The following is a 25,781-nucleotide window of genomic DNA, read 5'->3' as shown; positions in this document are numbered from 1 at the left end:
TCCAAATAATTGATTTCTCAAAAAGAAAGATCATAATTAGGAAAGATTGCTACTTCTAAAATCAATATACCCTTACTGTTCCATTTGTTTCGCTAAGAAACTGGCAGCAGTATTAACCGCTTTATGCTCGATCTCGCTTATAATAGCTTCTTTTGAAAAAATAATGACGGCTCCAATCGGATCTCCGTTTGCAACAATTGGTCCAACTGTATAAGAATGAACCTTTTCTGTTACACCATCAATAATGGAAATATCACTTTCATCCGTCATAATAACAGACTTTCGTTCTTCCATCGTTTTTTCAATTAAATCGCCAACACTTTTATTTAAGTATTCTTTTTTCGATACGCCTGATACTGCGATGATAGAATCTCGATCACACACAAGCACATTATGTCCTAAGCTGTCATATAAAGCATCAGCATATTCTTTTGCAAAATCACCTAGCTCACTAATTGGAGAATACTTCTTTAAAATTACCTCTCCATCGCGATCAACAAATATTTCTAGTGGGTCTCCTTCTCGAATACGTAAAGTTCTACGAATTTCCTTCGGGATTACGACCCTGCCTAAATCATCAATTCGACGTACGATTCCAGTTGCTTTCATTCTAATGCTGCCTCACTTTCTACTGATGATCAAAGTGGTGAATTTACCTGTTCATGTAAAAATCACCAACTGTTAGATATAGTATTTTACACATTAGTTCTTCTATGCACGTCGAATTGTATTTTTTTATCTTATTTTAGGCATTTATTACTTCTTTTTTTACATCTGGTAAGCCTTTTAATAAATTTTCAGCAATCGTTAACCACTTCGATGTCTCTAAGCCATTTGTTTTCATAACAATTTTCAATTGTGATCCTTCCATTCCTAAACCAATCATACGTCCAAAACTATTTCCGAGCATGAATAATTTTCCACCATCAATATTTTGACTTGCTTGTTCAGAAAACAGGAATGTTACTTCAAATTTATTCTGCTTAATTAATTCAATTTGTTCTTTCATTGCCAACACTTTAATATTTGCAATTTGTAATAAATAACCAACTTCTTGTGGATAATCGCCAAATCTATCGATCATTTCTTCCTGCAATTCTTCAATATCCTCAATTGCAGAAACACCTCTAAATTGTTTATACATCATAATTTTTTGCTTACTATCTGAAATATAAGCATCTGGTAAGTATGCATCTACCTCTAAGTCAATTTCAACATTAACTATATTTTCAGCCCCATCTGTTCCTCTACGCTGTTCAATTGCATCTTTTAACATTTGAGAATATAGATCAAATCCGACAGAATCAATAAATCCATGCTGTTCTGCCCCTAACAAATTACCTGCTCCACGAATAGATAAATCTCTCATCGCAATTTTGAAACCAGATCCAAGTTCCGTGAACTCTTTAATTGCTTGTAGACGCTTCTCTGCAACCTCTGACAGCACTTTGTCACGTTTATATGCAAAGTATGCATATGCAACACGATTAGAACGTCCAACACGCCCACGAAGCTGATACAATTGTGATAATCCCATACGATCTGCATCAAATACAATTAACGTATTTACATTCGGAATATCTACACCCGTCTCAATAATTGTTGTACTTACAAGAACATCATGCTGTCCTTCTAAAAATGATAGCATAACAGACTCTAATTCGCTTTCGTTCATTTTCCCATGTGCGTACGTTACGCGGGCATCTGGAACTAACATCGAAATTTCATCTGCTTTTCTTTCAATATCCTCTACACGGTTATATAGGAAGTAAACTTGACCACCTCTTGCAAGCTCTCGCTCTATCGCCTCTCGCATTAACGCTGGATTATACTCGACTACATACGTTTGGACTGGGAAACGATTTTCTGGTGGTGTCTCAATAACAGATAAGTCGCGCACACCAAGCATAGACATATGAAGCGTCCGCGGAATCGGAGTTGCCGTTAATGTTAATACGTCAACATTCGCCTTCAATTGTTTAATTTTTTCTTTATGTGTCACACCAAATCTTTGTTCTTCATCAATAATAAGAAGCCCTAAATCTTTATAAGTAACATCTTTAGATAAAATACGATGTGTTCCGATTACAATATCTACTGTTCCATCCTTTAAGCCCTTAATTGTTTCATTTTGTTGTTTCCTCGTACGGAATCTACTTAATAAGCCTATATTGATTGGATAATCTTGAAAACGCTCTCGAATTGTTTCATAGTGTTGCTGCGCAAGAATCGTTGTCGGTACTAAAATTGCAACTTGTTTTTCATCCATAATCGCTTTAAATGCCGCACGAATAGCCACTTCAGTCTTTCCATACCCTACATCACCACAAAGGAGCCTATCCATCGGGCGTCCGCGTTCCATATCTTTTTTAATCTCGTCAATAGAACGTAACTGATCCTCTGTCTCTTGGTATGGGAAAGATGATTCGAACTCTTGTTGTTCTGCCGTATCTGGCGTATATGCATAGCCTTTTGAAGCTTCGCGCTCAGCATATAGTTTAATTAGGTCATCCGCAATGTCTTGTACAGATTTTTCAACTTTCGTTTTAACCTTTTTCCAATCATTCCCACCTAATTTGTAAACTTTCGGATCCTTACCTTCAGATCCTACATATTTTTGAACTTGATCAATTTGTTCAATTGGAACGTATAGCTTATCATTACCTTGATATTTAATATTTAAATAATCTTTATGAACACCATTAATCTCTAATGTCTCAATACCTAAAAATTTACCTATACCATGATTTACATGAACTACATAATCTCCAACTTTTAATTCCGAATAACTTTTAATACGTTCAGCATTCGATAGCTTTTGTTTACGTTGTGATTTTTTAACTTTCTTATGAAAAAGCTCCTTTTCAGTAATGACAACAAGCTTTTGCATCGGCATTTCAAATCCTGCATGTAAATCACCTACAGCAATTTGTAACCTTCCAGGCAATAAAATATCTGTACCTTCTACAATATCTGCCTCAATATCATAATCACTTAAAATATGTTGTAATTTTTTCACACGTTCATCATCTGTTCCGAGTACAACAGTCGTAAAATGCCCTTCATTCCATCTATCAATTTCTGTTTTTAACAAATTCATCTGTCCATGGAAATCTTGCATTGTTTTACATGTTACATTAACAATATTTTGCGGATGTGTGTGTGCGATATGACGCAAGAATAACGTTAAATATACAAAACTTCTTTTTTTATGATGAAGAAACCCCTCGAATGGGTGAGAGAAAGATAAATCTTGAATAATTGTTCCTTCACCAAGAAGTGATATATACCATTCCGCCTCTTCTGTTTCAAGATGTGATGCTGTTTCTTGAATACGGGAAATCTCATCTAAAATTACAACACCATCTTCTGGTAAATAATCTATCAGACTAGCAGGTTCTTTATAGAAAATAGATAAGTATTTAAACATCTGTTCTATACTTTGCCCGTTTTTCAACATCTCAATTTCATGACTTACCGTCTCAAGCACTTTAGTCTTTAGTTTATCATCAGAAAGTTTTTGCATCGTCTTAGTCAAGCCTTCTTCAAGATGCTGAATTCCTGATTTTAATTCTTCCTGTGAAAATAAAAACTCTGTTGCCGGACCAAACCTAACGTTTTCTTTTTTACCTTGAGAACGCTGTTCATCCACATCAAATAATCGAATAGAATCGACTTCTGTATCAAAGAATTCAATACGAAATGGTAGTTCTTCAGTTAAAGGATAAATATCTAATATTCCCCCACGCAAACTGAACTCCCCTGGAGCTTCTACCATCGACTTACGTTCATAGCCAATATGATGTAAAGTATGCAAGAGCGCATCTAAATCAATCTCTTGCCCTAGATTGATTTCAACTTGCTTTTGCTTCCACAATTCTTTTATTGGTAAAAATCTACGCAATCCTGCCACTGGCGCTACAATGATTCCATTCTCTCCCGCAGCCAAGCGATTTAACACTTCTATACGTTGCGCCTTCAATTCTGGACTTGCAACTCCAATTTCCGATGCTATCAGTTCATTCACTGGATATAACCACACATCTTTTTCACCAAGTAACGCCACTAAATCTTCATGTACTTTTTGTGCTTGGTATAAGTTATGTGTCACGATTAATTGTGATTTTTTTGTTTTTTTATATAAAGCCGCCATTAATAATGAACGAGAAGACGTTGCCATCCCTGATATAAGTTGTTCTTTTAACCCATCTTCTAACCCATTAATAACCGATTGTATCTCTTCATTTTTATAAAATTGCTCTAATAAACCTATCATTTTTAAAACTCCTCTCAACATAAAGAGCAAGTCATTCTATTTTATGCAAATATTTTGGAAAAGGAAAACAGAAAAATGCTTTGGACATGCCAAAGCGACAACATTTTATTGCAGAAATTTTTCATACTCATAATACTCAGGATAAGATGCGAGCGTTTCTTGACACGATTCACAAATCGTTTTTATATATATATTTCCATTCTCATGAAAATGAATCATTTCTACTACTTCTTGCTCCGTTAGTTGAAATAAAACGTCGCTATATACTTTTTCTGCGTTAATGGAGCCTACATTACCTCCGCAGTGTCTGCAATAATAATACCCTTCCATACTAGCCTCCTAAAAATTCAATTACTACTAGTATGGGTAAAACAAAAGAGAAATATTCCCAATCTCATTTTTAACTATTGAAAGTATTCATGATTTGAAGAAAAGGCTTATTTAGCCACTCTTCACATGCATCCGCTGCTTTTTCAATAGAATGGTTAACATCCGGAATCTCTTCAGATGTAAAGCGTCCTAATACATAATCGACTACCTTCATTCCATTTTTCGGGCGATCAATTCCCATACGGATACGTTGAAATTCTTGTGTTCCTAAGTGCGAAATCGTTGACTTTACACCATTATGTCCACCAGCACTACCTTTCATGCGAAGACGCAATTTACCTACAGGAATGTCTAAATCGTCGTACATAACAACGAAGTCCTCAACATCAATTTTATAATAATCCATAAGTGGACGAATACTTTCCCCAGATAAATTCATGTATGTTAGCGGCTTTAATAAGATTACCTTTTCTCCATTAACAAACCCTGCACCAAATACACCTTTAAATTTTTGTTCATTCAAAGAAATGTTCCAACGCTTCGCAAGTTCATCAATGGCCATAAATCCAATATTATGCCTTGTTAATTCATATTCTCTACCTGGGTTCCCAAGTCCTACTATCAATTTCATTCTTGTACCACTACTTTCTTTTTTCGATACGAAAAGACGTAACCAATTTTGGTTACGTCTCATTCTATCCAATTAATTGAATAATACACTCACAGATTCTTCTTCGTATACACGAATGATTGCTTCTCCGATTAATGGAGCAACTGAAAGTTCATGTACTTTGTCGATTTTCTTCTCTTCTGGTAATACGATAGAGTTCGTTACAACTAACTCTTTAATGTTTGAATTTTGAATACGCTCAATTGCTGGACCAGATAATACTGGGTGTGTACAGCAAGCATATACTTCAGAAGCACCGTTCTCAACAAGAGCGTTTGCTGCTAATGTAATTGTACCAGCTGTATCAATGATATCATCAATTAAAATCGCTGTTTTGCCTTCAATATTACCGATAATGTTCATTACCTCTGAAACGTTCGGGCGAGGACGACGCTTATCAATAATAGCGATTGGCGCTTTTAGACGATCTGCCATTTTTCTCGCACGAGTTACACCACCATGATCAGGAGACACGATTACGATATCTTTAAGACCTTTTGTTTCAAAGTAATCAGAAAGAATCGGTACACCCATTAAGTGGTCGATTGGGATATCAAAGAACCCTTGAATTTGTGGAGCATGTAAATCTAGAGTGATTACACGAGTTGCACCTGCTGTTTCAAGCAAGTTTGCTACAAGTTTCGATGTAATTGGTTCACGAGAACGCGCTTTACGGTCTTGACGCGCATAACCATAGTAAGGAATAACAATATTAATTGTTTTCGCAGATGCACGTTTTAATGCATCGATCATAATAAGTAATTCCATGATATGTTCGTTTACTGGGAAGCTTGTAGATTGAATAATGAATACATCGCAACCACGGATACTTTCTTCAATGTTAATTTGAACTTCTCCATCACTAAAACGATCAACAGAACATTTTCCTAGTCCTACTCCAATATGCTTTGCAATCTGCTCAGCAAGTTCCTTATTAGAGTTTAAAGAGAATACTTTCAAATTAGAATTTAGATATTGAGTCGACATCTAGATTAACCCTCCACATTATTATGATTTTTTCTTATTCAGCAATTGATCAACATAGTCTTCTTTGTTAACTTGACGTGCACGTGCTACCGATAATGCTTTTGATGGAACATTCTCTGTAATTGTAGAGCCTGCCGCCACATAAGCACCATCTTCAACTGTTACTGGAGCAACAAGGTTTGAATTACATCCAATAAATACCCCATTACCAATCACAGTTTTGAATTTATTCTTACCGTCATAGTTCACCGTAATTGAACCACAACCAAGATTCACGTCTTCTCCAACTTGTGCATCCCCGATATAACTCAAGTGTGAAGCTTTACTTCTATTACCAAAGACAGTTTTTTTGATTTCCACGAAGTTTCCAACGCGTACTTCGTCTCCAATAACTGAATCTGGGCGAATATGTGCAAATGGACCAACCGATACTTCTGTACCAAGCTTACTATCATGTACAGTAGATTGTCGAATTGTCGTACGATCTCCAATTTCACTATCGCGAATTACTGTATGCGGTCCAATTTCACAATCAGAACCAATTACAGTGTTCCCCTCAATAATTGTTCCTGGATGAAGAACTGTATCGCTACCGATAATTGCATCAGCAGAAATATAAGTGTTACTTGGATCAATAATTGTAACACCATTTACCATGTTCTTTCGGTTGATACGTTTTTTCATAATAATTTCCGCTTGCGATAGAGCGACTCTGTCGTTAACACCTAACGTTTCATCGAACTGCTCTGTTTGATAAGCTGATACGATATGACCTTCATTTTTTAAAATCTCAATAACATCTGGAAGGTAATATTCACCTTGCACGTTATCATTTGAAACTTTAGAAAGTGAAGCAAATAAAGCCTTATTATCAAAACAATACGTACCTGTATTGATTTCTTTAATAGCTAATTCTTTCTCATTTGCATCTTTATGCTCAACAATCTTTTCAACATGACCATTCTCATTACGAACAATACGGCCATATCCAGCAGGCTCTTCTATGTATGCTGTTAGCACCGTCGCCATTGCTCCTGCTTCTTTATGTTGCTGAAGTAATGCTTCCATTGTTTCAGCAGTTATTAGAGGCGTATCACCACAAATAACTAAAGTTGTTCCTTCTTCATTTGCAAGTACACTTGCAGCTTGATCTACAGCATGTGCTGTACCAAGTTGTTCTGCTTGTAATGCAAATTCACTTACGTTCCCTAGCTGTTCTTGTACCATTTCAGCACCATGTCCAACAACCGTTACAAGTTTCTGCAATCCTAATTGAGATACTTGATCGACTACGTGTTGTACCATAGGTTTTCCACATACAGGATGCAGCACTTTGTATAGCTTAGACTTCATACGTGTGCCTTTACCTGCAGCTAGAATCACTGCAAATCTGTTTGACATATAGACCCTCCATCGCAACCTATTTATCCATTAAAGATATTATCCTAAATCATCATATATTTCAAGAAACACATTTTAACTATTAAATTTTACCATAATTCTTATAAGATGTTTTACTCTTTAGTATCTTTTTTAAGAAATAAGCTATACTATTTAAAATGATTTTGAAAAAATTAGTAGTTTCTTCTTTTTATGTTAATAAATTATACAGTTTCCAAATATAAAGCCAAAAAAACAAACCCCTGTAAATGCTTACAGGAGTTTGCTACAAAATTATAAGGCTTTTTGTCAAAAGCCCTTTTCATTCGAATTTTACGAAGCACCTGCTTCTTCAAACTCAACCTCTTCTAACTCGCCTAAACGATGATACTCTGTTAAAACCGCATCTTGAATTTTAGAGCGTGTACCAGAATTAATTGGATGTGCAATGTCACGGAACTCTCCATCTGGAGTACGTTTACTTGGCATTGCTACAAATAATCCATTATTACCATCAATTACACGAATATCATGAACAACAAATTCATGGTCTAGAGTAATAGAGGCAATTGCTCTCATGCGGCCTTCTGTGTTTACGCGGCGTAATCTTACGTCAGTCACTTCCATCTTGTGTTCACCACCCTTTTCTAAATAAGCGATATATTTGTATAAATTCCACAAATTTTCTATTTTCCCTTTAATTTTTTAAAAATTTTTAAGATAAAAATTTTTAAAGTAGTTGAATATAGAGATTAGTGGAGGTTATCGCTTACAAAAGGTTACTTAACTAGGGCGATTACTTCAATTTCAACGGAAACATCTTTCGGTAATTTTGCTACTTGCACACAAGATCGAGCTGGTTTATGAGTAGAGAAATAAGAGCTATACACTTCATTCACAGCATTAAAATCATCCATGTCCTTTAAAAATACTGTTGTTTTTACGACTGTATCAAATGAAGCACCTGCTTCCTCTAATACCGCTTGTAAATTTTGAAATACCTGTTCTGTTTGTACTGTTACATCTCCTGTTACAAGCTCCCCATTTGCCATCAATGGAATTTGTCCTGAGCTATAGAACATGTTATTTACAATAATCCCCTGTGAATAAGGTCCAATTGCTTGTGGTGCCTTGCTTGTTTGAACAACTTTCATACTTTTCACCCTTTTATTATTTATTTTACTCTTTAAAAATAGTGTACGAAAGGCAGTTTGTCCATCTATTTTATAATCTATAAATAAAATAAAAAAGATAGAGCTATCTGCTCTATCTTTTATTCCGCCTCTACAAGCCCTTCATCAAATGGTGCAAGAGAATAATTCCCTTTTTCCACTTGAATCGTTTTTTCTTTCACATCAACTTCCGATAGACGAATTAATGATACAAAATTATTAATTAGTCGTTCTTCAATATCTGTGGATTCTACTAATACACCAATACCAACAACATTAGCCTTGAATTCTTCTAGCATACTCATCATACCTTGAATTGTTCCGCCAGCTTTCATGAAGTCATCAATAATTAAAACATTCGACCCTTCTGGAAGACTGCGTTTTGCTAACGTCATCGTTTGAATTCGTTTAGAAGAACCCGACACATAGTTAATACTAACAGTCGGACCTTCTGTTACCTTATTATCTTTCCTTGCAATTACAACTGGTACATCTAAGTAATTTGCCACTGCATAAGCAAGTGGAATCCCCTTCGTTGCCACCGTCATAACTGCATCAATTGGTTGCCTAGCAAAAACAGAAGCAAACAAACGACCTGCGCCATTAATATGGCGAGGATTACTCAATAAATCTGTCATGTATAAGTAACCGCCAGGCAAAATACGATCTGGGTTTTCAAATAAGCCACAAAGCTCATCAATAATTAGATCTGCCTCTTCTTCACTTATATACGGTATATATTTCACTCCTCCTGCTGCTCCTGGTATCGTTTGCAATGTGCCGACCCCTTGTTGTTCAAACGTTTGCTTAATAATAACTAAATCTTCACTAATGGAAGACTTAGCCGATTGATACCTTTCAGCAAAAAAAGTGAGAGATACTAGCTGACGAGGGTTTTGTAGCAAGTAATAAGTCATATCGACTAATCTTGTACTTCTTCTAATTTTCATACTCTCACCTCAAATCACGAATATTCTAAACAAATCATAACGTATTATACGTCTTTATTCAAGCGTTTCTCGCTCTCCTAATAAACGTACCGCATAGACTTGTTCACAAAATCCTTTTAATCCGTTATAAATGCGATGCATTCGTGAATCATGGTGTACAAGTCCAAATACAGTTGGACCACTTCCACTCATTAATACAGCATCCGCTCCAAATCGCTTCATCTGTGATTTAATACGGGCAACTTCAGGATGCATTCCAAATGTTACATCTTCTAAAACGTTACCAACAGTATCACAAATTCCTTTATAATCACCAGAATTTATGACATCAACCATTTTATCTACATTTGGATGTGTAACTCGATTTAACTTTAAATTTCCATACACATCAGCAGTAGATACACCTATATGTGGTTTCGCTAAAATAACCCAACAAGAAGGCGGAGTCTTTATATGCTCAATTTTCTCTCCTCTTCCAGTGGCAATTGCTGTGCCTCCGTATACACAGAACGATACATCTGATCCAATTTCTGCACCAAGCTCTGCTAACTCATCAATTGTAAGCCCTAAATTCCATAATTTATTAAGACCACGTAATGTCGCTGCTGCATCACTACTTCCACCTGCTAATCCAGCTGCTACTGGAATCGTTTTTTCAATAGTAATAGATACACCTTTTTTTACATTAAACTTCTCTTTTAATAATTTCGCTGCCTGATAAGCTAAATTTCGTTGGTCGTCTGGGACATACCGATTATGGGATAAAATTTCAATACGGTCTTCTGCTAATTCCGTTAGTTCTAGACGATCTGCTAAATCAATGGTTGTCATAATCATTTTCACTTCATGATATCCGTCTTGTCTTTTTCCCAGTACATCTAACGACAGATTAATCTTTGCTGGTGCTTTCACTAGTAGCTTCAATCTATTCACCCACTCTATGTACTCAATCTTTTATCGTTTATTTTACCATAAATTTATAGTAAGACGATGACACTTCCCTAATTATAACGAAAAGCATTCAGAATGAAACTACTTATGTAAAATGATGGCACCTTTTAGAGTACAAAAAGCCGAGGAATGTCTCCTCGGCTACCGTAGCACAGAAAGTATCTTACAACTACTGGTTTCGTTTCATTAATTGCTGTTCTGCAATTTCTATAGCACGTTTCACCATGTTACCAGCATCTTTCGCACGAATTCCGCCCCATCCTTCTTTCTGAACAACATCATAAAAGCCAAGCTCTTTTGCTAGCTCTTCTTTAAATTGGTTTGACATGACACCTCTTCGTCTACTCAATGCAGAGTCCCTCCTTATTTTGCTACGGTATAGTTAGTATGCAAAATAATATAGCTTTTCATTTATGGGAATATATGTAATGATATATGGATTATAAAATGACCTCATTATGAGGGTCTCCATAAAATGTTAACTCTACTGTCTCTGTTAAAACATCTGCATAACTATAAGATACACGTTGCAACGCATCTTCTTGTTGATCCAATTGTACAACAAAAACGGAACGGTATGTTTCTGCTAGTACACCTGATTGCTCCACAGTTTTTCTTCTTCCACTATTTGCTTTTAACATAAGTCGCTGTCCAAGATGGTGATCTAATTCGCTTTTAATTTCATCTAAACGTTTTGACATATACTTCGCTACACCTCGCTGTAATTTAGATTGAACACTTAAAGCACGATATATCTATCCTAATTATTAACCGCGATTCACAGCTAATATCATCCTGCGTTTGAATAGATAGAAGAAATACTATATTGTAAAAGTATCATTACGTAGTCTTTACGTTCTTACCTCTTTTTATCCAAATTCATTTAAATCCTTCCATACAAAAAAGCAAGATACATATGTACCCTGCTTACTCTTCGTAATGTTGAAAAGGTAATCCCGTTCGTAAAATCCCTCTCGTTTCAATTCCACCTAGTCCCTTTTCACCAGTAATTGTATTACGTACGACATCCCATACATTGACTCTCTCCATAAATGAAGTAAAACTAATTTTACCAACTACATATACAGGATCTAGTGCATGAATATTAATTCTAGATGGTGAACTAGCGAAATTGGCCCCTGCACGAATTAGTGCCTCAAAATGTGATTGACATGCCCCAGCAAAAATAACAAGTTGATCCAATGATGGATATTTTTTTCGCACTTCACGAACAGCCTGTACAAAATGCCTTGAATGCCTATATGCCGCTAAATCTCCCTTCACTCCTTTTGATTTTGTATATGCATCATGCCCTGTAATAACGAGAATGTCTGGGCGAAAGTGATCTATTAAGTCTACTACTTTTTCATGCATCTCCGTTTCTTTACAATGAATACCTTGAACAGGAACGCCAATTTTATTATATAAATCTAAGCACTTGCGCAAATATAAAGGGTCTCCATCTATATGCAATACACGTCCCGGCATTTGAAAATAATTTACCTCACTTGTGTATCCACCAGTTGAAGTATGTTCATGCCTTTGTTTCATCAGTACATAATCTTGTTGAAACAAACGATACGTGCGCTCCATTGTTTCTTTCTCACGCTTCACCCTTTTTTTATGTTCTCTTTGATCTATACTAATTAAATCTTCAAGTGGCGCATCCGCCACCAGTCTAATTTCCTCTCCAAACAATATAGCTATCTCGCCTTTTATTTCTATAATACGAAAAAGAATATCCCTCTTATGAGAATATCGTTCCACTAATTCTCCAACATGTAAAACCATTCTCCTACCTCCAAACTCATTAGGCCATCTTACCTGTTTTTAAAGTATGAATTTAGAGAGCGAAAGGTGACAAAAGGGACAGTTCAACTTGAACTGTCCCTTTCATATTCTTATGATAATTTATGAAGAACTAATGCATTACTTAATGTTGCAAACTCTTCAATAGATAGCGTTTCGCCTCTTCGCTTTGGATCAATTCCTACTTCTGTTAAAATTCGATCCAATAACTCCTTATCTTTCGGGAAACCATTTAAATTATTTGATAAATTATTCATTAAAGTTTTACGGCGCTGTGCGAAACTTGCTCGTACTACTTCAAAGAAAAACGTTTCATCTGTCACCTCTACAACCGGTTTAGGACGCTTTAGAAGGCGGATAATTGCAGAATCAACGTTTGGCTGTGGTACAAACACTGTACGCGGTACAGTCATAACTGTTTCAACCTCTGTATAGTACTGAATGGCAATCGATAAAGAACCATACTCTTTCGTTCCAGGTTTAGCAGCTAAACGATCTCCAACTTCTTTTTGCATCATAACAACAAATCCGCGAACTGGTAACTTTTCTTCAAGCAATTTAAATAAAATTGGCGTTGTAATATAGTACGGTAAGTTAGCTACTACCATTACATCTTGCCCTTCTTCAAATTGCTCATTAAATACTTCATGTACATCTGCTTTTAGTACGTCTTTATTAATAACTGTAACATTACCATATGGCGCTAACGTCTCATCTAAAATTGGTAATAGTCTTTGATCAATTTCAAAAGCCACTACTTTTTTAGCACGCTTCGCTAATTGCTCTGTTAATGCACCAATACCTGGTCCAATTTCAATTGCACCACTTTCTGAACCAATTTCTGCATGATCGACAATACGATTTAATACATTTGTATCAATTAAAAAGTTTTGTCCTAAACTTTTTTTGAATGAAAATCCATACTTTTCAACAATGTCTTTTGTACGATTTGGCGTTGCGATATCCTTCATTTTTTTTCCTCCTGTATTACTTGCTTATAAGCTTCTGCAAATGATTCCTTTGAAACTTGAAACATCTGTAATCGTTTATGTAACTGTTTTGCATTTGTATAACCAATCTTTAATAGCTTACCCATTCTTTCTCTGCGGCTCTTTGCCATTTCTCCGCCCACTAAGCCTGCATCGACTAAATCACTCCAACTAATTTCACTTGTGTAAGCTTCCATTTCTTCATGTATATTCTCTAGAGCACGGCGAATCGACTCATTAGAAGCATGTTCAATCCCAACACCCTTTTTCCTTTTAGCAAGCGCTTCTTCCTTCGGTAAAAAAGCATGCTTACAGCCAGGAACCTTGTCAGAAATAATTTTTCGAATACGCTCTCCAGGATAATCCGGATCTGTGAAAATAATAACGCCCCTTTTTTGCTGCGCTAATTTAACTTGCTCAATAACATGATCACCGATTGCTGAACCGTTCGTTTCAATTGTATCCGCATCAACAGCACGCTTAATCGCAACTGTATCATCTTTACCTTCTACAACGATAATCTCTTTTATTTTCATGCTTGCCTCCACACTCATTTCGTCTCTACTTAGTAAAACAAAAAAATGACGACTTTTCCATTATTATTTTCCCCATTCTTATATTTTAAAAAATAGAATAGAAAAATCTTTGTTCCCTGTCCTTATTGTAACACTTCATCATTCACATTTATTTTCTTCATTACTTCTACTAGTTTTTCTCAAAATAAAAAAGAACAGGTTTCCCCCGTTCTTTTTATTCAACACCAAATAAAACTTTTGCATTTTTAGTTGTCATTTCTGCTACTTCCTCATAAGAAATTCCTTTTAAATTCGCAATTTCTTCTGCTACGAGTTTTACATAACTCGGTTCATTTCGTTTCCCGCGAAATGGATGCGGCGTTAAATAGGGACAATCCGTCTCTATTAACAATTTCTCTAATGGAATCTCCGTAGCAACTTCTTTCGGTTTCTTAGCGTTTTTAAATGTAACTGGTCCACCTAACGAAATTAAAAAGTTCATATCAACACATCGCTCTGCTACTTCTACGCTACCGCTAAAGCAATGCATAATGCCTCCTACTTCAGCTGCATTCTCTTCTTCTAGAATATCGACAATATCTTGAGTTGCATCGCGGTTATGTATAATAATCGGCAAATTTACTTTTTTCGCTAATGCAATTTGTTTACGAAATACTTCTTTCTGTATTTCTTTTGGAGACTTATCCCAGTGATAATCTAAGCCCATTTCTCCAAGTGCAACGACTTTAGGATGAGAAGCAAGTTCTTCTAACCAAGCTAAATGTTCTTCTGTCATGTCGATTGCATCAACTGGATGCCAGCCAACCGCAGCGTAAATAAAATCATAGGCTTCAGCTAATTCCATCGCCTTTTTTATCGTTACTTCATCAAAACCAACAACAACTGTATAAGTAACTCCCGCTTCTTTCATTCGGGCAATAACCTCTTGCAAATCTTCTTCGAATTGCTCTGCATTCAAATGTGAATGTGTATCAAACAACATAATACATAACTCCTTTTATATCGAAATCAAGTTTATTCTACAAAAATAAGTTCTTTAATAACTTAACGATAACAATACTACAATCTTAATGCAAAAATAGAGAGTGTAAAAAGAAAAAAGACGCTTCACACATGTTACACGTGAAACATCTCTTTTCTTGTCTTAATTACTTGATTTTTGTACCATTTGGTAGATTTTGGTCAATTGATGCTAATGACAATACGCCATTCTCTTCACCCGCTAAAATCATACCTTGCGATAATTCACCGCGTAATTTTACAGGTTTTAAGTTTGTTACACAAATAACCTTTTTACCTTTTAAGTCTTCCGGCGAATAGAATTTTGCAATTCCAGAAACAACTTGACGCTTTTCTGTGCCTAAGTCTAGTTGAATTTTTAACAACTTGTCTGCTTTTTTCACAGGTTCAGCAGATAGTACTTCAGCTACGCGTAATTCTACTTTAAAGAAATCATCAATTGTAATTTCTTCTGCCTTCGGTTCTTCTTCTTTTTTCTCTTCTACTTTAGGAGCAGAGCTTTTCATTTGTTCTTTAATGTACTCTACTTCCACTTCCATTTCTAAACGAGGGAAAATTGGGTTTCCTTTTTCTACTTTTGTTCCAGCTGGAATGCAGCCAATTGTAGATAGACTTTCCCAAGATTTATGAGCTTCATCAGTAAGGCCAAGCTGAGCAAACATCTTGCTTGGTGCTACTGTTAAGAATGGCATAAGCATAATACCTGTTTGACGAAGTACTTCTGCTAAATGAGCCATTACAGAAGCTAACTTTTCACGATCATTCTCATCTTTTGCTAATACCCATGGTTGTGTTTCATCAATATATTTATTCGTACGACTAACTAGTTGCCAAATAGATCCTAACGCTACAGAGAACTCCATATTCTCCATTGCTTCTTCTACTTTTTTCAAAGTATCTTGTGCAAACGCTACTAACGTTTCATCAAATTCCGTCACATTTTCTTTAAATGCAGGGATTTCTCCGTTAAAATACTTATCAATCATAGCTACTGTACGATTTAATAAATTACCTAAGTCATTTGCTAAGTCGAAATTAATACGCTCCACAAATCCTTCTGGTGTGAATACACCATCAGATCCAAATGGAACTTCACGAAGTAGGTAATAACGTAATGCATCTAATCCGTAACGATCGATTAATGTAACTGGATCTACTACGTTTCCTTTTGACTTACTCATCTTTCCATCCTTCATTAAAATCCAGCCATGAGCAAAGACTTTCTTCGGAAGAGGTAAATCTAATGCCATTAAAATTATCGGCCAATAAATTGTATGGAAACGAACAATTTCTTTCCCAACTAAATGCACATCTGCAGGCCAGAATTTTTTATATTTCTCTTCATTTGCTGTTCCATAACCTAACGCCGTAATATAGTTAGATAATGCGTCAACCCATACGTAAATAACATGTTTTGGGTTACCAGGAACACGAACTCCCCAGTCAAATGAAGTACGAGAAACCGCTAAATCTTCTAATCCTGGTTTAATAAAATTATTAATCATTTCATTTTTACGAGACTCCGGCTGAATGAAATGTGGATTATCTTCATAGAACTTTAATAGTCTGTCGACATATTTACCCATTCTAAAGAAATAAGATTCTTCACGAACAAGTTCTACATCATGACCACTATCTGGGCTTTTTCCTCCAACTACTTTGTCGCCTTCCATAATTGGATCTACTAATTGATGCTCTGTATAGAACGTCTCATCTTGTACAGAATACCAACCTTCATATTCATCAAGATAAATGTCACCTTGATCTACTAATTGCTTAAAGATTTTTTCGACAACATCTTTATGACGATCTTCAGTTGTACGAATAAAATCATCATAAGAAATATCCATCTTCTCCCAAAGCTCTTTAATTCCTGCAACAATGTTATCAACATATGCCTGTGGCGTAATATTTAACTCTTCTGCTTTCTTTTGGATCTTCTGTCCATGCTCATCAGTTCCTGTTAAATAATGCACATTATAACCTTGCATACGCTTATATCGTGCCATCGCATCTCCTGCTACTGTCGTATAAGCATGTCCAATGTGTAATTTTCCACTTGGATAATAAATTGGGGTAGTAATATAAAAGGACTTATTTTCCTCTGTCATTGTTTTGGACCTCCCGAATAACCTCATATGTATTTATAAACAGTATATCAAAAACTCATATATAAAGTGAAACTTTAATCAGTAGGGTTTTTGTTCCTCCCCACTAATTATTAGCCCACATTAATTGGGCTTTTACGAGCAGCCCAAATCTAACTTATCTTCTTTACGCCAACCTAATTTTAAATTTAGGTCTTAATGCTCGATATCTTTATCATCTATTGCTCATATTTCACAAAAATATACAACCTCCACTTTTAATTTATTATTTTTTCAGAAAATAATGTAAATAATTGTGGAATTTTCTCTCAATCTATTATATATAAGAAATAAGAAATCTATAAATCTTTTTAAAAAATATAGAATTTAAGAATTGACGGAAATGTAAATGATTGGTATCATATGTCCATAGGGTATTTTGTCGAAAAATGACGAATCTAAAAATAGACTCGAAACTTATAAACTATTTATTTAGGAGGAAAAAAATTATGAAATCTACTGGTATTGTTCGTAAAGTTGATGAATTAGGTCGTGTAGTAATTCCAATCGAATTACGCCGTACTTTAGGTATTGCAGAAAAGGACGCTCTTGAAATCTATGTTGATGACGAAAAAATCATCTTAAAGAAATATAAACCAAACATGACTTGCCAAGTAACTGGTGAAGTATCTGACGGTAACCTTTCTTTAGCTGAAGGTAAAATCATCTTAAGCAAAGAAGGCGCTGAGCAAATCTTAAACGAACTTCAAGATTATATCGAAACAGCAAAATAAGCTTCTCAATTATGAGAAGCTTATTTTTTATCGACATGATAGATTTGATATACATCTCTTTTCGACAAATCTCGATCTTTAGCGACTGTTTTAATCGCTTCTTTTGAATTCATACTTTTTTCATTTATATAATATTCAATATGATCATATACCGAAAGAGATTCCCACCATTGTTCTTCTGGAGCAGGTTCTTCTGTTGAACCAGCTACTAAAATACAAAACTCACCACGTACTTCATTTTGCTTCGTCCACTCAATTGCTTCTTCGATTGTCCCTCGAATAAATTCCTCAAATTTTTTAGTTAACTCTCGACATAATACAATCTCTCTATTTCCCAACACTTCCTGCATCGAAATTAAAGTATCGTCTAAACGATGAGGCGCTTCATAAAACATCATTGTAGTTTGTACATAACGAAGCTTTTCTAACTCCATCTTTCGTTCCTTTTTGTTTCTCTGCAAGAAACCATAGAAATAAAACTGCTTTGTTTCAAGACCGGATGCAATTAATGCTGTAAGGGCTGCATTTGCTCCAGGAAGCGGAATTACATGATATTGCTCAGCTACTGCCTCAACGACAATATCGTAACCTGGATCAGAAATACACGGCATACCAGCGTCGCTAACAAGTGCTACATTCTTTCCATCCTCTAATTTCTCTAATAGTTTCTTCCCACTTACTTCTTTATTGTGCTCATGATAACTCGTAACAGGTGTTTCAATTTCAAAATAATTACAAAGTTTTTTCGTTTGTCTCGTATCTTCAGCAGCAATTAAATCAACTTCTTTTAAAATTCGGATTGCACGAAATGTCATATCTTCTAGATTTCCAATAGGAGTTGGTACTAAATATAAAACTCCCTTTTCATTTTGTTGAAAGCTTTTTTGTTGCCACATAGCGTTCTCCTTTTTGCATATATGCCTCTTTTTGTTTTCTCGTTAATTGCTTAAAGTAATACTCCGCTTGCATAGCTGTACGCTTATCATCGTGGGTCTCTACATATTTTAAAACAACAGGAAGCCTGACGCGTGTATACTTAGCCCCTTTGCCGCTATTATGAGTCTGAATTCTCTTTTCTATATGGTTTGTATATCCAGCATAATAACTTCCATCAGAGCACTCTACCACATAAAAAAAGTGCTTATTCTTCTCCATATAAAATCGAACGTAGCTCCTTTGTATATTCGTTATTGTTCTCATATACAACGAGAGGCGGTAAAATTTTCAAATCTGCATTTCCATCCTTAATTCCTTCAATTAACAATGTATTTGCTTCTTTTCCAACCTTAGGATAAACAAATTGCACGCGCTTTGGTTCAATTTTATATTTACGCATTAATGTGACAATGTCTAGTAATCGCCCTGGACGATGTACAAACGCTACTTTCCCACCTTGTTTTACTAACTGACTACTTACAGATACAACATCTTCTAATGTACACATAATTTCATGACGAGCTATCGCTAAATGTTCATTCATATTTTTCTCTGAAGTTTGAGGTGTTTGAAAATATGGTGGATTACATGTAACAACATCATATTGATGACGCCCAAGTTTCTCTGGCATATCTTTCAAATCTCCATGTATGAGGTGAATTCTTTCCTCCAACCCATTGTATTGAACACTTCTTACTCCCATATCATATAAGCGTTCTTGAATTTCCACCCCAGTAATATTTCCTTTTGTTCTTGTACTTAATAGAAGGGGAACAACCGCGTTACCTGTACACAAATCAAGTAAATTCCCCTTTTGAATTGGTACCCATGCAAAATCTGCAAGTAAAACGGCATCTAAAGAAAAATTAAATACTGATGGGCTTTGTATAATCTTCATGTCTTGTGCTAATAAGTAATCTAAACGTTCATCTTCATATAAATTCATATACTGCTCCTTTTCTTACCCTTAACCTACCCTATTTCATGTATAAAAAATTACCTTTCCAATTATAATTGGAAAGGTAATTTCACTTTTTATTTAAGAATGACAGACAGAATAAACAATCTCCCTCTTTACGTACACTTCCATAATGTAGATTGCAAATATGAAAACCTTCTTGATACAGTCTCGCTAAATTGTCATAGCCTTCACCAATATCTGTTTTCGGCTTCACTTCTTTACGTTTTTGAGTTTTTTGTTTTTCTTTATTCTGCACTTCTTCAAAACGGTGTCGCAAATTGTTATTTTCCATTTTTATATGCTGGTTTTCTTCCAACAACTCTGCAAGATGCTGTTTTAACTCTCCCAACTGTTTATATAAATGTCCAATTTGCTCTTCCATACTAGAAACCGATTCAAAAATATCTTTTTTCTCCACAAGCACCCACCTCATTAATCTGTGGTTTGACTCGAAACGACCCCTTTATTCACTAACTCATCTAACGTATATTCTACTATCCGTTCCTTGTCTACTAGTTCCACTTGAATTAATCTTTCTAAAATATTTAATCCGATAACACGGCCAGTACCATGCGGGGTTTGTATACGTTGATCTAAATCAGGAAGTTGTTCCTTTGCTGCCTCATATTCATCATTCTCATATTTTAAGCAACACATTAAGCGACCACATAAACCAGAGATTTTTGCAGGATTTAATGATAAATTTTGATCCTTTGCCATTTTAATGGATACAGGTTCAAAATCCCCTAAAAAAGTAGAACAACAAAGCATACGACCACATGGACCAATACCACCTAGCATCTTCGCTTCATCACGAACACCAATTTGTCTTAGTTCAATTCTTGTTCTAAAAATTGCGGCTAAGTCCTTCACTAGTTCGCGGAAATCGATCCGACCATCCGCAGTAAAATAGAAAATAATCTTATTACGATCGAATGTATACTCTACATCTACAAGTTTCATATCAAGATTATGCTCTACTACCTTTTGTTGACAGACTTGATATGCTTCTTTGGCAGCATGTTTGTTCTCTTCAACAATGGTACGATCATTTTCATTTGCAATACGAATAACCTTTTTTAGCGGTAATACAACGTCGTTTTCATCAACTTGTTTTTTGGTAATAACTACTTTTCCGTATTCAATACCTCTTACCGTTTCTACAATGACAAACTCATTTTCAGAGATATCGAACTGGTTTGGATCAAAGTAATATACCTTTCCGGCCTTCTTAAAGCGAACACCTACTACATCATACAAAACGGTCATCCCTCCTGCAACCGCAACACTAACTGTTCGAACACAAGCTGCGCATTTACATTAGCGTTGATTCTATTTTTTGCCTCTAATATATTAAAGAGAGCTGATACAATGCGCTTCTGAGCATAGGAAAACGATTCAAACATCTCTTTCTGATCATGAAAAACAAGACGATCTTCTTCTCCAAGTTGAACATATAATAAATCCTTATAAATAAGGAGTAACATATCTAAACCTTGCTGTAATTGTTCTTTCTCTCCAAAGTGTTTTCCCCATTTTTCTTGTACAAAAAAAATAGAGGTTTTATCTTTTTCGAGCGCTTCACATAATTTTATCACTAAAGCTCGTGCTTGTGCAAACCATTCATCACTACATAAAGTTAAAGCTTCATCAAAACTATTTGTAAGTTGAGCAGCAAGTGTCGATAAAGATGCTGTAATCCCTTCATCCTGTAATCTTCTAATTAAAGATTCCGTAGGTAACGGTCTAAACGTAACAACTTGGCAACGAGATAAAATCGTATTTAAAATTTGATGACTTTGTTCAGTAAGTAAAATAGCAGTTGTATCACTACTTGGTTCTTCTAAAAATTTCAAAAGTGTATTTGCCGCATTTGCTGTCATACGATCTGCGTGCTCAATAATATATAATTTTTTATTTGCCTCTAATCCTGTTTTTGAAAACTCTTCTTGTAAATCATGAATTTGCTGCTTTTTAATAGATAATCCGTCTGGTTTTACAATATGTAAGTTAGGGTGGTTACCTGAATCAATTCGCTTACAGTTTGTACATACATGGCAGGGCTCTACCCCATTCCGCTCAGAACAGAGGAAACTCTTTGCCATTTGAATTGCTGTCGCAAACTTTCCTGTCCCTTTCCCTCCCTCTAACAAGTAAGCGTGGGATATACGCTCTTTTGCAATGCTATTCATCAACATTTTTACACCGATGGGTTGTATAGCAGAAAGCTGCTCCCACGTCTTCGTCATAATGCATACCTCACTTATTTCATTCTTTCCTTCTATTATAACAATTTATCTTCTATAATCTGAACAACTTCTTCTATAAGTTTTTCCATCGGCTGATCAGCATTTACCAATACAATACGATCCGAGAAACGTTCTACAACTTGTAAATACCCTTCGCGCACACGTTTATGGAAAGAGATATCTTCCATATCTAGTCGATTTACTTCACGTCCTGCATCTTTTTCAATCCGAGCCAAACCAACCTCAGGCTCAATGTCTAGATAAATTGTTAAACTAGGCATACAGTCCTCTGTTGCGAAACGATTTATTTCAAATACCTTATCCATACCCAATCCTCTTGCATAGCCTTGGTATGCTAAAGAGCTATCTATAAAACGATCACATAACACGAGGTAGTTCTCATTAAGTGCTGGCATAACTTTTTCTACTAAATGTTGTCTGCGCGCAGCAGCATAAAGAAGCGCTTCTGTACGTGCTTCCATCATCGTATATTCTTGTTTATGTAAAATCGTCCTAATGTCCTCAGAAATTGCAATACCGCCTGGTTCTCTTGTCGCCATTACCTTTTGTGCTTTTTTTTCAAAATATGGCAATAAGCTTTTAATTAACGTTGTTTTACCTGAACCTTCTGGGCCCTCAATTGTTACAAATAATCCCTTCATCCTAAAACCTACTTTCTATATCATACACTTTCATATATTTCGTATTACCTTGAAAACGAGCTCCTGCTCTCTCTAAATACATAATTTGCTCTTTATGCTCTGAAGTAATTCTCTCTCCATACATAATCAATGGAATTCCAGGTGGATACGGAATCACCATTTCCGCCGCTATCATTCCAACAGCCTCTTTTATAGATACTATCTTTGTTTCATATCCGTCTAGTTGTTTATACGTATACGGTAAAAGAGAGAATTCACCTTTATAAGTATAACGAATAGATTCCCTCTTGTCTTTCACCTCATAATGTTGCAATGCTACTCGGATCATCTCTATAACCTTCATATATCCCTCATTTACTTGTAAGGGTAAAATAAATAGGACATTGTACGGATCAGCCATCTCTGTATATATACCGACCTTTTCAAATACAGACTGTAATTCGTACCCTGATAACTGACAACGAGTTTGTACGGTGACCTTTAACTCATCTTGCAACGGATATTCTAAAATGGCGATTTGGGGAATAGAACGTAATTGTTCCTTAAATCTTCGTAAAAACTCAACAATTTCACTGTGACCTTCTTCTTTTATACGCGCCATTGTAAAGCGTGCTATATCCAAGGAAGCCATAATTGGATACGATGGACTACTAGATTGTAGCATACTTAAATAAGTAGTAACCTTCTCTTCGTCTACTAAGTGACTATTTATATGTAAATAGGAACCCATTGTCATTGCGGGTAATGTTTTATGTGCAGAATGAACTACAATATCTGCACCATATGTTAATGCTGACTTCGGGAATGGTTCTCCCAAGCACAGATGTGCCCCATGTGCCTCATCTACCAAAACAGGGATTTTATGTGCATGTGCAAAAGCGATGCTTGCCTCTAGATCCATACCCATACCATAATAATTAGGATGCGTTAAAATGAGTGCTTTCGCATTTGGATACTTTTCAATTGCTTTCTTAATAATTTCGTTACGAACTCCCACCGGTACGTTATAAGCTTCATCAATCCATGGATCTAAAAAAATGGGATTTGCTCCCGCAAGTTTTAAAGCATTAATAATTGATTTATGGCAATTTCTTTGTACAAGAACAATATCATGTTCCCCGCAACAAGACAAAATCATTGCTAAGTTCCCGACTGTTGAACCATTAATTAAAAAATAGCTCCTCTTTGTATTATAAACTTCAGCCAATAATTGTTGTGCCTCATCTATACATTCAAACGGACTATGCAAATCATCTAGTCCTGCTAACTCAGTTACATCAATAGATAGAATATCTTTAAACTCTCTTATTGCCTCCTGAGGGAAGTTTAAACCATTCTTATGACCTGGAACATGAAAGGATAACGGCCCTCTTTCTTTAAACTCTATTAACGCCTCATATAAAGGCATACGATTTTGATTCATCTACATCTCTTCCTTATTATTCATTCTCTATCTATTATACAGAACAAAAAAAATAATAGGCATATGCCTATTTAAAAATATGATACTTCTAATTTTCGAAGCTGCTTTAAATAATGTATATATTTCGGATCATCTGTCTCTGTATTCACCATATCCTTTTCACATTCATAGCATATTAAATTATTATAAACATATATACCTTCTTTTCTTTTTGTCTCACAAACAATACAAACTTCACTTTGTAATTTCATAGCCTTCCCTCCCTATTTTAGTGAACCTATTTTATACTTCTAATCCTTAACAATTTACAGAAAAATATACACCCATCTCTTATATAATATGATTAACTCTTGGGCAACGTGTTTGTATCACCCTTACTTCTTTCCCGTTCTTTTTAACAATACAAAAAAACACAAGTCAAATGACTTGTGTTTTTAGTTGCTTGGCGACGTCCTACTCTCACAGGGACAAGGTCCCAACTACCATCGGCGCTAGAGAGCTTAACTTCCGTGTTCGGTATGGGAACGGGTGTGACCTCTCTGCCATCATCACCAAACTATGAAGGCATATTCCTTCAAAACTAGATAACATTTGCTACATATTATATGGTTAAGTCCTCGATCTATTAGTATTCGTCAGCTCCACATGTCACCATGCTTCCACCTCGAACCTATCAACCTGATCATCTTTCAGGGATCTTACTAGCTTACGCTATGGGAAATCTCATCTTGAGGGGGGCTTCATGCTTAGATGCTTTCAGCACTTATCCCTTCCGCACATAGCTACCCAGCTATGCCCTTGGCAGAACAACTGGTACACCAGCGGTGCGTCCATCCCGGTCCTCTCGTACTAAGGACAGCTCCTCTCAAATTTCCTACGCCCACGACGGATAGGGACCGAACTGTCTCACGACGTTCTGAACCCAGCTCGCGTACCGCTTTAATGGGCGAACAGCCCAACCCTTGGGACCGACTACAGCCCCAGGATGCGATGAGCCGACATCGAGGTGCCAAACCTCCCCGTCGATGTGGACTCTTGGGGGAGATAAGCCTGTTATCCCCGGGGTAGCTTTTATCCGTTGAGCGATGGCCCTTCCATGCGGAACCACCGGATCACTAAGCCCGACTTTCGTCCCTGCTCGACTTGTAGGTCTCGCAGTCAAGCTCCCTTATGCCTTTGCACTCTACGAATGATTTCCAACCATTCTGAGGGAACCTTTGGGCGCCTCCGTTACACTTTAGGAGGCGACCGCCCCAGTCAAACTGCCCACCTGACACTGTCTCCCGGGTCGATAAGACCCGTAGGTTAGAATTTCAATACAGTCAGGGCGGTATCCCACCAGCGCCTCCACCGAAGCTAGCGCTCCGGTTTCAATGGCTCCCGCCTATCCTGTACAAACTGTACCAAAATTCAATATCAGGCTACAGTAAAGCTCCACGGGGTCTTTCCGTCCTGTCGCGGGTAACCTGCATCTTCACAGGTACTATAATTTCACCGAGTCTCTGGTTGAGACAGTGCCCAAATCGTTACACCTTTCGTGCGGGTCGGAACTTACCCGACAAGGAATTTCGCTACCTTAGGACCGTTATAGTTACGGCC

The 25,781-nt window shown here is 36.2% G+C and carries 27 protein-coding genes and 2 rRNA genes (1 of these 29 cut by a window edge); 1 reads left to right on the top strand and 28 read right to left on the bottom strand.

Annotation, left to right across the window (positions count from 1 at the left end; all coding sequences use genetic code 11):
- Positions 1–72: 72 nt before the first annotated feature.
- The 17 genes from spoVT to metG all read right to left on the bottom strand — a co-directional run bounded on the left by spoVT (position 73) and on the right by metG (position 17,181).
- On the bottom strand, positions 73–609 hold the full coding sequence (spoVT, locus tag DN407_RS00310; protein ID WP_000648302.1) for a stage V sporulation protein T: 537 nt from the start codon (positions 607–609) through the stop codon (positions 73–75).
- 136 nt (positions 610–745) lie between these two features.
- Entirely contained in the window at positions 746–4,276 is a 3,531-nt protein-coding gene (gene mfd / locus DN407_RS00305; protein WP_000579678.1) for a transcription-repair coupling factor, read from the bottom strand.
- A 105-nt stretch (positions 4,277–4,381) separates the two neighbouring features.
- Positions 4,382–4,606, bottom strand: a complete 225-nt coding sequence (locus DN407_RS00300; protein ID WP_000399438.1) for an anti-sigma-F factor Fin family protein — start codon at positions 4,604–4,606, stop codon at positions 4,382–4,384.
- A 70-nt stretch (positions 4,607–4,676) separates the two neighbouring features.
- Positions 4,677–5,237 carry an aminoacyl-tRNA hydrolase gene (pth, locus tag DN407_RS00295; RefSeq protein WP_000767702.1) on the bottom strand — a complete coding sequence of 187 codons (561 nt, stop codon included), beginning with the start codon at positions 5,235–5,237 and terminating at the stop codon, positions 4,677–4,679.
- Between the two features lie 72 nt (positions 5,238–5,309).
- Complete coding sequence (locus DN407_RS00290; RefSeq protein ID WP_000107420.1) at positions 5,310–6,263, bottom strand: ribose-phosphate diphosphokinase; 954 nt, start codon at positions 6,261–6,263, stop codon at positions 5,310–5,312.
- A gap of 21 nt (positions 6,264–6,284) precedes the next feature.
- Positions 6,285–7,664, bottom strand: a complete 1,380-nt coding sequence (gene glmU, locus DN407_RS00285; protein WP_149215927.1) for a bifunctional UDP-N-acetylglucosamine diphosphorylase/glucosamine-1-phosphate N-acetyltransferase GlmU — start codon at positions 7,662–7,664, stop codon at positions 6,285–6,287.
- A gap of 312 nt (positions 7,665–7,976) precedes the next feature.
- Positions 7,977–8,270 carry a septation regulator SpoVG gene (gene spoVG / locus DN407_RS00280; RefSeq protein ID WP_000454041.1) on the bottom strand — a complete coding sequence of 98 codons (294 nt, stop codon included), beginning with the start codon at positions 8,268–8,270 and terminating at the stop codon, positions 7,977–7,979.
- A 152-nt stretch (positions 8,271–8,422) separates the two neighbouring features.
- A complete protein-coding gene (locus tag DN407_RS00275) occupies positions 8,423–8,797 on the bottom strand; it encodes a RidA family protein (RefSeq protein ID WP_000869811.1) in 375 nt (124 codons plus the stop codon).
- 119 nt (positions 8,798–8,916) lie between these two features.
- A complete protein-coding gene (purR, locus tag DN407_RS00270; RefSeq protein ID WP_000702466.1) occupies positions 8,917–9,765 on the bottom strand; it encodes a pur operon repressor in 849 nt (282 codons plus the stop codon).
- A gap of 54 nt (positions 9,766–9,819) precedes the next feature.
- A complete protein-coding gene (gene ispE, locus DN407_RS00265) occupies positions 9,820–10,689 on the bottom strand; it encodes a 4-(cytidine 5'-diphospho)-2-C-methyl-D-erythritol kinase (protein ID WP_000772104.1) in 870 nt (289 codons plus the stop codon).
- 196 nt (positions 10,690–10,885) lie between these two features.
- The gene (gene sspF / locus DN407_RS00260; RefSeq protein WP_002094215.1) at positions 10,886–11,065 is read right to left on the bottom strand and encodes an acid-soluble spore protein SspF; all 180 of its coding nucleotides are present in this window, start codon (positions 11,063–11,065) and stop codon (positions 10,886–10,888) included.
- A 91-nt stretch (positions 11,066–11,156) separates the two neighbouring features.
- Positions 11,157–11,417 (bottom strand): biofilm formation stimulator Veg, encoded by a 261-nt coding sequence (gene veg, locus DN407_RS00255; protein ID WP_000044347.1) that lies wholly within the window; start codon positions 11,415–11,417, stop codon positions 11,157–11,159.
- Between the two features lie 226 nt (positions 11,418–11,643).
- Entirely contained in the window at positions 11,644–12,507 is an 864-nt protein-coding gene (gene yabG, locus DN407_RS00250; RefSeq protein WP_000242868.1) for a sporulation peptidase YabG, read from the bottom strand.
- Positions 12,508–12,617: 110 nt separating this feature from the next.
- Positions 12,618–13,496, bottom strand: coding sequence for a 16S rRNA (adenine(1518)-N(6)/adenine(1519)-N(6))-dimethyltransferase RsmA (rsmA, locus tag DN407_RS00245; protein WP_000651548.1), 879 nt, complete (start codon positions 13,494–13,496; stop codon positions 12,618–12,620).
- On the bottom strand, positions 13,493–14,050 hold the full coding sequence (gene rnmV / locus DN407_RS00240; RefSeq protein ID WP_000692835.1) for a ribonuclease M5: 558 nt from the start codon (positions 14,048–14,050) through the stop codon (positions 13,493–13,495). Before rnmV ends, rsmA begins: the two co-directional genes overlap by 4 nt.
- Positions 14,051–14,264: 214 nt before the next feature.
- Positions 14,265–15,032 carry a TatD family hydrolase gene (locus tag DN407_RS00235; RefSeq protein WP_000895843.1) on the bottom strand — a complete coding sequence of 256 codons (768 nt, stop codon included), beginning with the start codon at positions 15,030–15,032 and terminating at the stop codon, positions 14,265–14,267.
- Between the two features lie 166 nt (positions 15,033–15,198).
- On the bottom strand, positions 15,199–17,181 hold the full coding sequence (metG, locus tag DN407_RS00230; protein ID WP_000134135.1) for a methionine--tRNA ligase: 1,983 nt from the start codon (positions 17,179–17,181) through the stop codon (positions 15,199–15,201).
- A 485-nt stretch (positions 17,182–17,666) separates the two neighbouring features.
- On the opposite strand from metG, the gene DN407_RS00225 reads away from it, so the two are divergent.
- Positions 17,667–17,951, top strand: coding sequence for a transition state genes transcriptional regulator AbrB (locus DN407_RS00225; protein ID WP_000843036.1), 285 nt, complete (start codon positions 17,667–17,669; stop codon positions 17,949–17,951).
- Between the two features lie 20 nt (positions 17,952–17,971).
- Here the strand turns inward: DN407_RS00225 and rsmI are convergent, their stop codons facing one another.
- The 11 genes from rsmI to DN407_RS00170 all read right to left on the bottom strand — a co-directional run.
- A complete protein-coding gene (rsmI, locus tag DN407_RS00220; protein ID WP_000267821.1) occupies positions 17,972–18,847 on the bottom strand; it encodes a 16S rRNA (cytidine(1402)-2'-O)-methyltransferase in 876 nt (291 codons plus the stop codon).
- Positions 18,816–19,106, bottom strand: coding sequence for a GIY-YIG nuclease family protein (locus DN407_RS00215; protein ID WP_000414350.1), 291 nt, complete (start codon positions 19,104–19,106; stop codon positions 18,816–18,818). The genes rsmI and DN407_RS00215 overlap by 32 nt, the downstream gene beginning before the upstream one ends.
- On the bottom strand, positions 19,093–19,833 hold the full coding sequence (locus DN407_RS00210; protein ID WP_001055367.1) for a tRNA1(Val) (adenine(37)-N6)-methyltransferase: 741 nt from the start codon (positions 19,831–19,833) through the stop codon (positions 19,093–19,095). Before DN407_RS00210 ends, DN407_RS00215 begins: the two co-directional genes overlap by 14 nt.
- Positions 19,834–19,915: 82 nt before the next feature.
- A complete protein-coding gene (gene yabA / locus DN407_RS00205; protein WP_000412063.1) occupies positions 19,916–20,266 on the bottom strand; it encodes a DNA replication initiation control protein YabA in 351 nt (116 codons plus the stop codon).
- Positions 20,267–20,280: 14 nt separating this feature from the next.
- Complete coding sequence (locus DN407_RS00200; RefSeq protein ID WP_000272429.1) at positions 20,281–21,108, bottom strand: PSP1 domain-containing protein; 828 nt, start codon at positions 21,106–21,108, stop codon at positions 20,281–20,283.
- Between the two features lie 5 nt (positions 21,109–21,113).
- Complete coding sequence (gene holB, locus DN407_RS00195) at positions 21,114–22,097, bottom strand: DNA polymerase III subunit delta' (protein WP_149215926.1); 984 nt, start codon at positions 22,095–22,097, stop codon at positions 21,114–21,116.
- A 35-nt stretch (positions 22,098–22,132) separates the two neighbouring features.
- Positions 22,133–22,759: a dTMP kinase gene (tmk, locus tag DN407_RS00190; protein ID WP_000677214.1), complete on the bottom strand. Its 627-nt coding sequence runs from the start codon at positions 22,757–22,759 to the stop codon at positions 22,133–22,135.
- A gap of 1 nt (position 22,760) precedes the next feature.
- A complete protein-coding gene (locus DN407_RS00185) occupies positions 22,761–24,182 on the bottom strand; it encodes an aminotransferase class I/II-fold pyridoxal phosphate-dependent enzyme (RefSeq protein WP_001075297.1) in 1,422 nt (473 codons plus the stop codon).
- 71 nt (positions 24,183–24,253) lie between these two features.
- Complete coding sequence (locus DN407_RS00180) at positions 24,254–24,433, bottom strand: sigma factor G inhibitor Gin (RefSeq protein ID WP_000776279.1); 180 nt, start codon at positions 24,431–24,433, stop codon at positions 24,254–24,256.
- A gap of 189 nt (positions 24,434–24,622) precedes the next feature.
- Positions 24,623–24,738, bottom strand: a 5S ribosomal RNA gene (gene rrf, locus DN407_RS00175).
- Positions 24,739–24,787: 49 nt separating this feature from the next.
- Positions 24,788–25,781 (bottom strand): 23S ribosomal RNA (locus DN407_RS00170) (it continues 1,928 nt past the right edge of the window).

Origin of the sequence: Bacillus sp. JAS24-2, assembly GCF_008274905.1 — a bacterium.
Lineage (GTDB): Bacteria > Bacillota > Bacilli > Bacillales > Bacillaceae_G > Bacillus_A > Bacillus_A cereus.
Note: the sequence above shows the minus strand (reverse complement) of the source record. Positions and strands in the feature narration are given on the sequence as shown.

Coding starts and splice junctions, on each gene's coding strand:
- spoVT (WP_000648302.1), bottom strand. CDS start 609: ATGAAAGCAACTGGAATCGTACGTCGAATTGATGATTTAGGCAGGGTC.
- mfd (WP_000579678.1), bottom strand. CDS start 4,276: ATGATAGGTTTATTAGAGCAATTTTATAAAAATGAAGAGATACAATCG.
- DN407_RS00300 (WP_000399438.1), bottom strand. CDS start 4,606: ATGGAAGGGTATTATTATTGCAGACACTGCGGAGGTAATGTAGGCTCC.
- pth (WP_000767702.1), bottom strand. CDS start 5,237: ATGAAATTGATAGTAGGACTTGGGAACCCAGGTAGAGAATATGAATTA.
- DN407_RS00290 (WP_000107420.1), bottom strand. CDS start 6,263: ATGTCGACTCAATATCTAAATTCTAATTTGAAAGTATTCTCTTTAAAC.
- glmU (WP_149215927.1), bottom strand. CDS start 7,664: ATGTCAAACAGATTTGCAGTGATTCTAGCTGCAGGTAAAGGCACACGT.
- spoVG (WP_000454041.1), bottom strand. CDS start 8,270: ATGGAAGTGACTGACGTAAGATTACGCCGCGTAAACACAGAAGGCCGC.
- DN407_RS00275 (WP_000869811.1), bottom strand. CDS start 8,797: ATGAAAGTTGTTCAAACAAGCAAGGCACCACAAGCAATTGGACCTTAT.
- purR (WP_000702466.1), bottom strand. CDS start 9,765: ATGAAAATTAGAAGAAGTACAAGATTAGTCGATATGACTTATTACTTG.
- veg (WP_000044347.1), bottom strand. CDS start 11,417: ATGTCAAAACGTTTAGATGAAATTAAAAGCGAATTAGATCACCATCTT.
- yabG (WP_000242868.1), bottom strand. CDS start 12,507: ATGGTTTTACATGTTGGAGAATTAGTGGAACGATATTCTCATAAGAGG.
- rsmA (WP_000651548.1), bottom strand. CDS start 13,496: ATGAAGGATATCGCAACGCCAAATCGTACAAAAGACATTGTTGAAAAG.
- rnmV (WP_000692835.1), bottom strand. CDS start 14,050: ATGAAAATAAAAGAGATTATCGTTGTAGAAGGTAAAGATGATACAGTT.
- DN407_RS00235 (WP_000895843.1), bottom strand. CDS start 15,032: ATGTTGTTTGATACACATTCACATTTGAATGCAGAGCAATTCGAAGAA.
- metG (WP_000134135.1), bottom strand. CDS start 17,181: ATGACAGAGGAAAATAAGTCCTTTTATATTACTACCCCAATTTATTAT.
- DN407_RS00225 (WP_000843036.1), top strand. CDS start 17,667: ATGAAATCTACTGGTATTGTTCGTAAAGTTGATGAATTAGGTCGTGTA.
- rsmI (WP_000267821.1), bottom strand. CDS start 18,847: ATGTGGCAACAAAAAAGCTTTCAACAAAATGAAAAGGGAGTTTTATAT.
- DN407_RS00215 (WP_000414350.1), bottom strand. CDS start 19,106: ATGGAGAAGAATAAGCACTTTTTTTATGTGGTAGAGTGCTCTGATGGA.
- DN407_RS00210 (WP_001055367.1), bottom strand. CDS start 19,833: ATGAATTTATATGAAGATGAACGTTTAGATTACTTATTAGCACAAGAC.
- holB (WP_149215926.1), bottom strand. CDS start 22,097: ATGACGAAGACGTGGGAGCAGCTTTCTGCTATACAACCCATCGGTGTA.
- tmk (WP_000677214.1), bottom strand. CDS start 22,759: ATGAAGGGATTATTTGTAACAATTGAGGGCCCAGAAGGTTCAGGTAAA.
- DN407_RS00185 (WP_001075297.1), bottom strand. CDS start 24,182: ATGAATCAAAATCGTATGCCTTTATATGAGGCGTTAATAGAGTTTAAA.
- DN407_RS00180 (WP_000776279.1), bottom strand. CDS start 24,433: ATGAAATTACAAAGTGAAGTTTGTATTGTTTGTGAGACAAAAAGAAAA.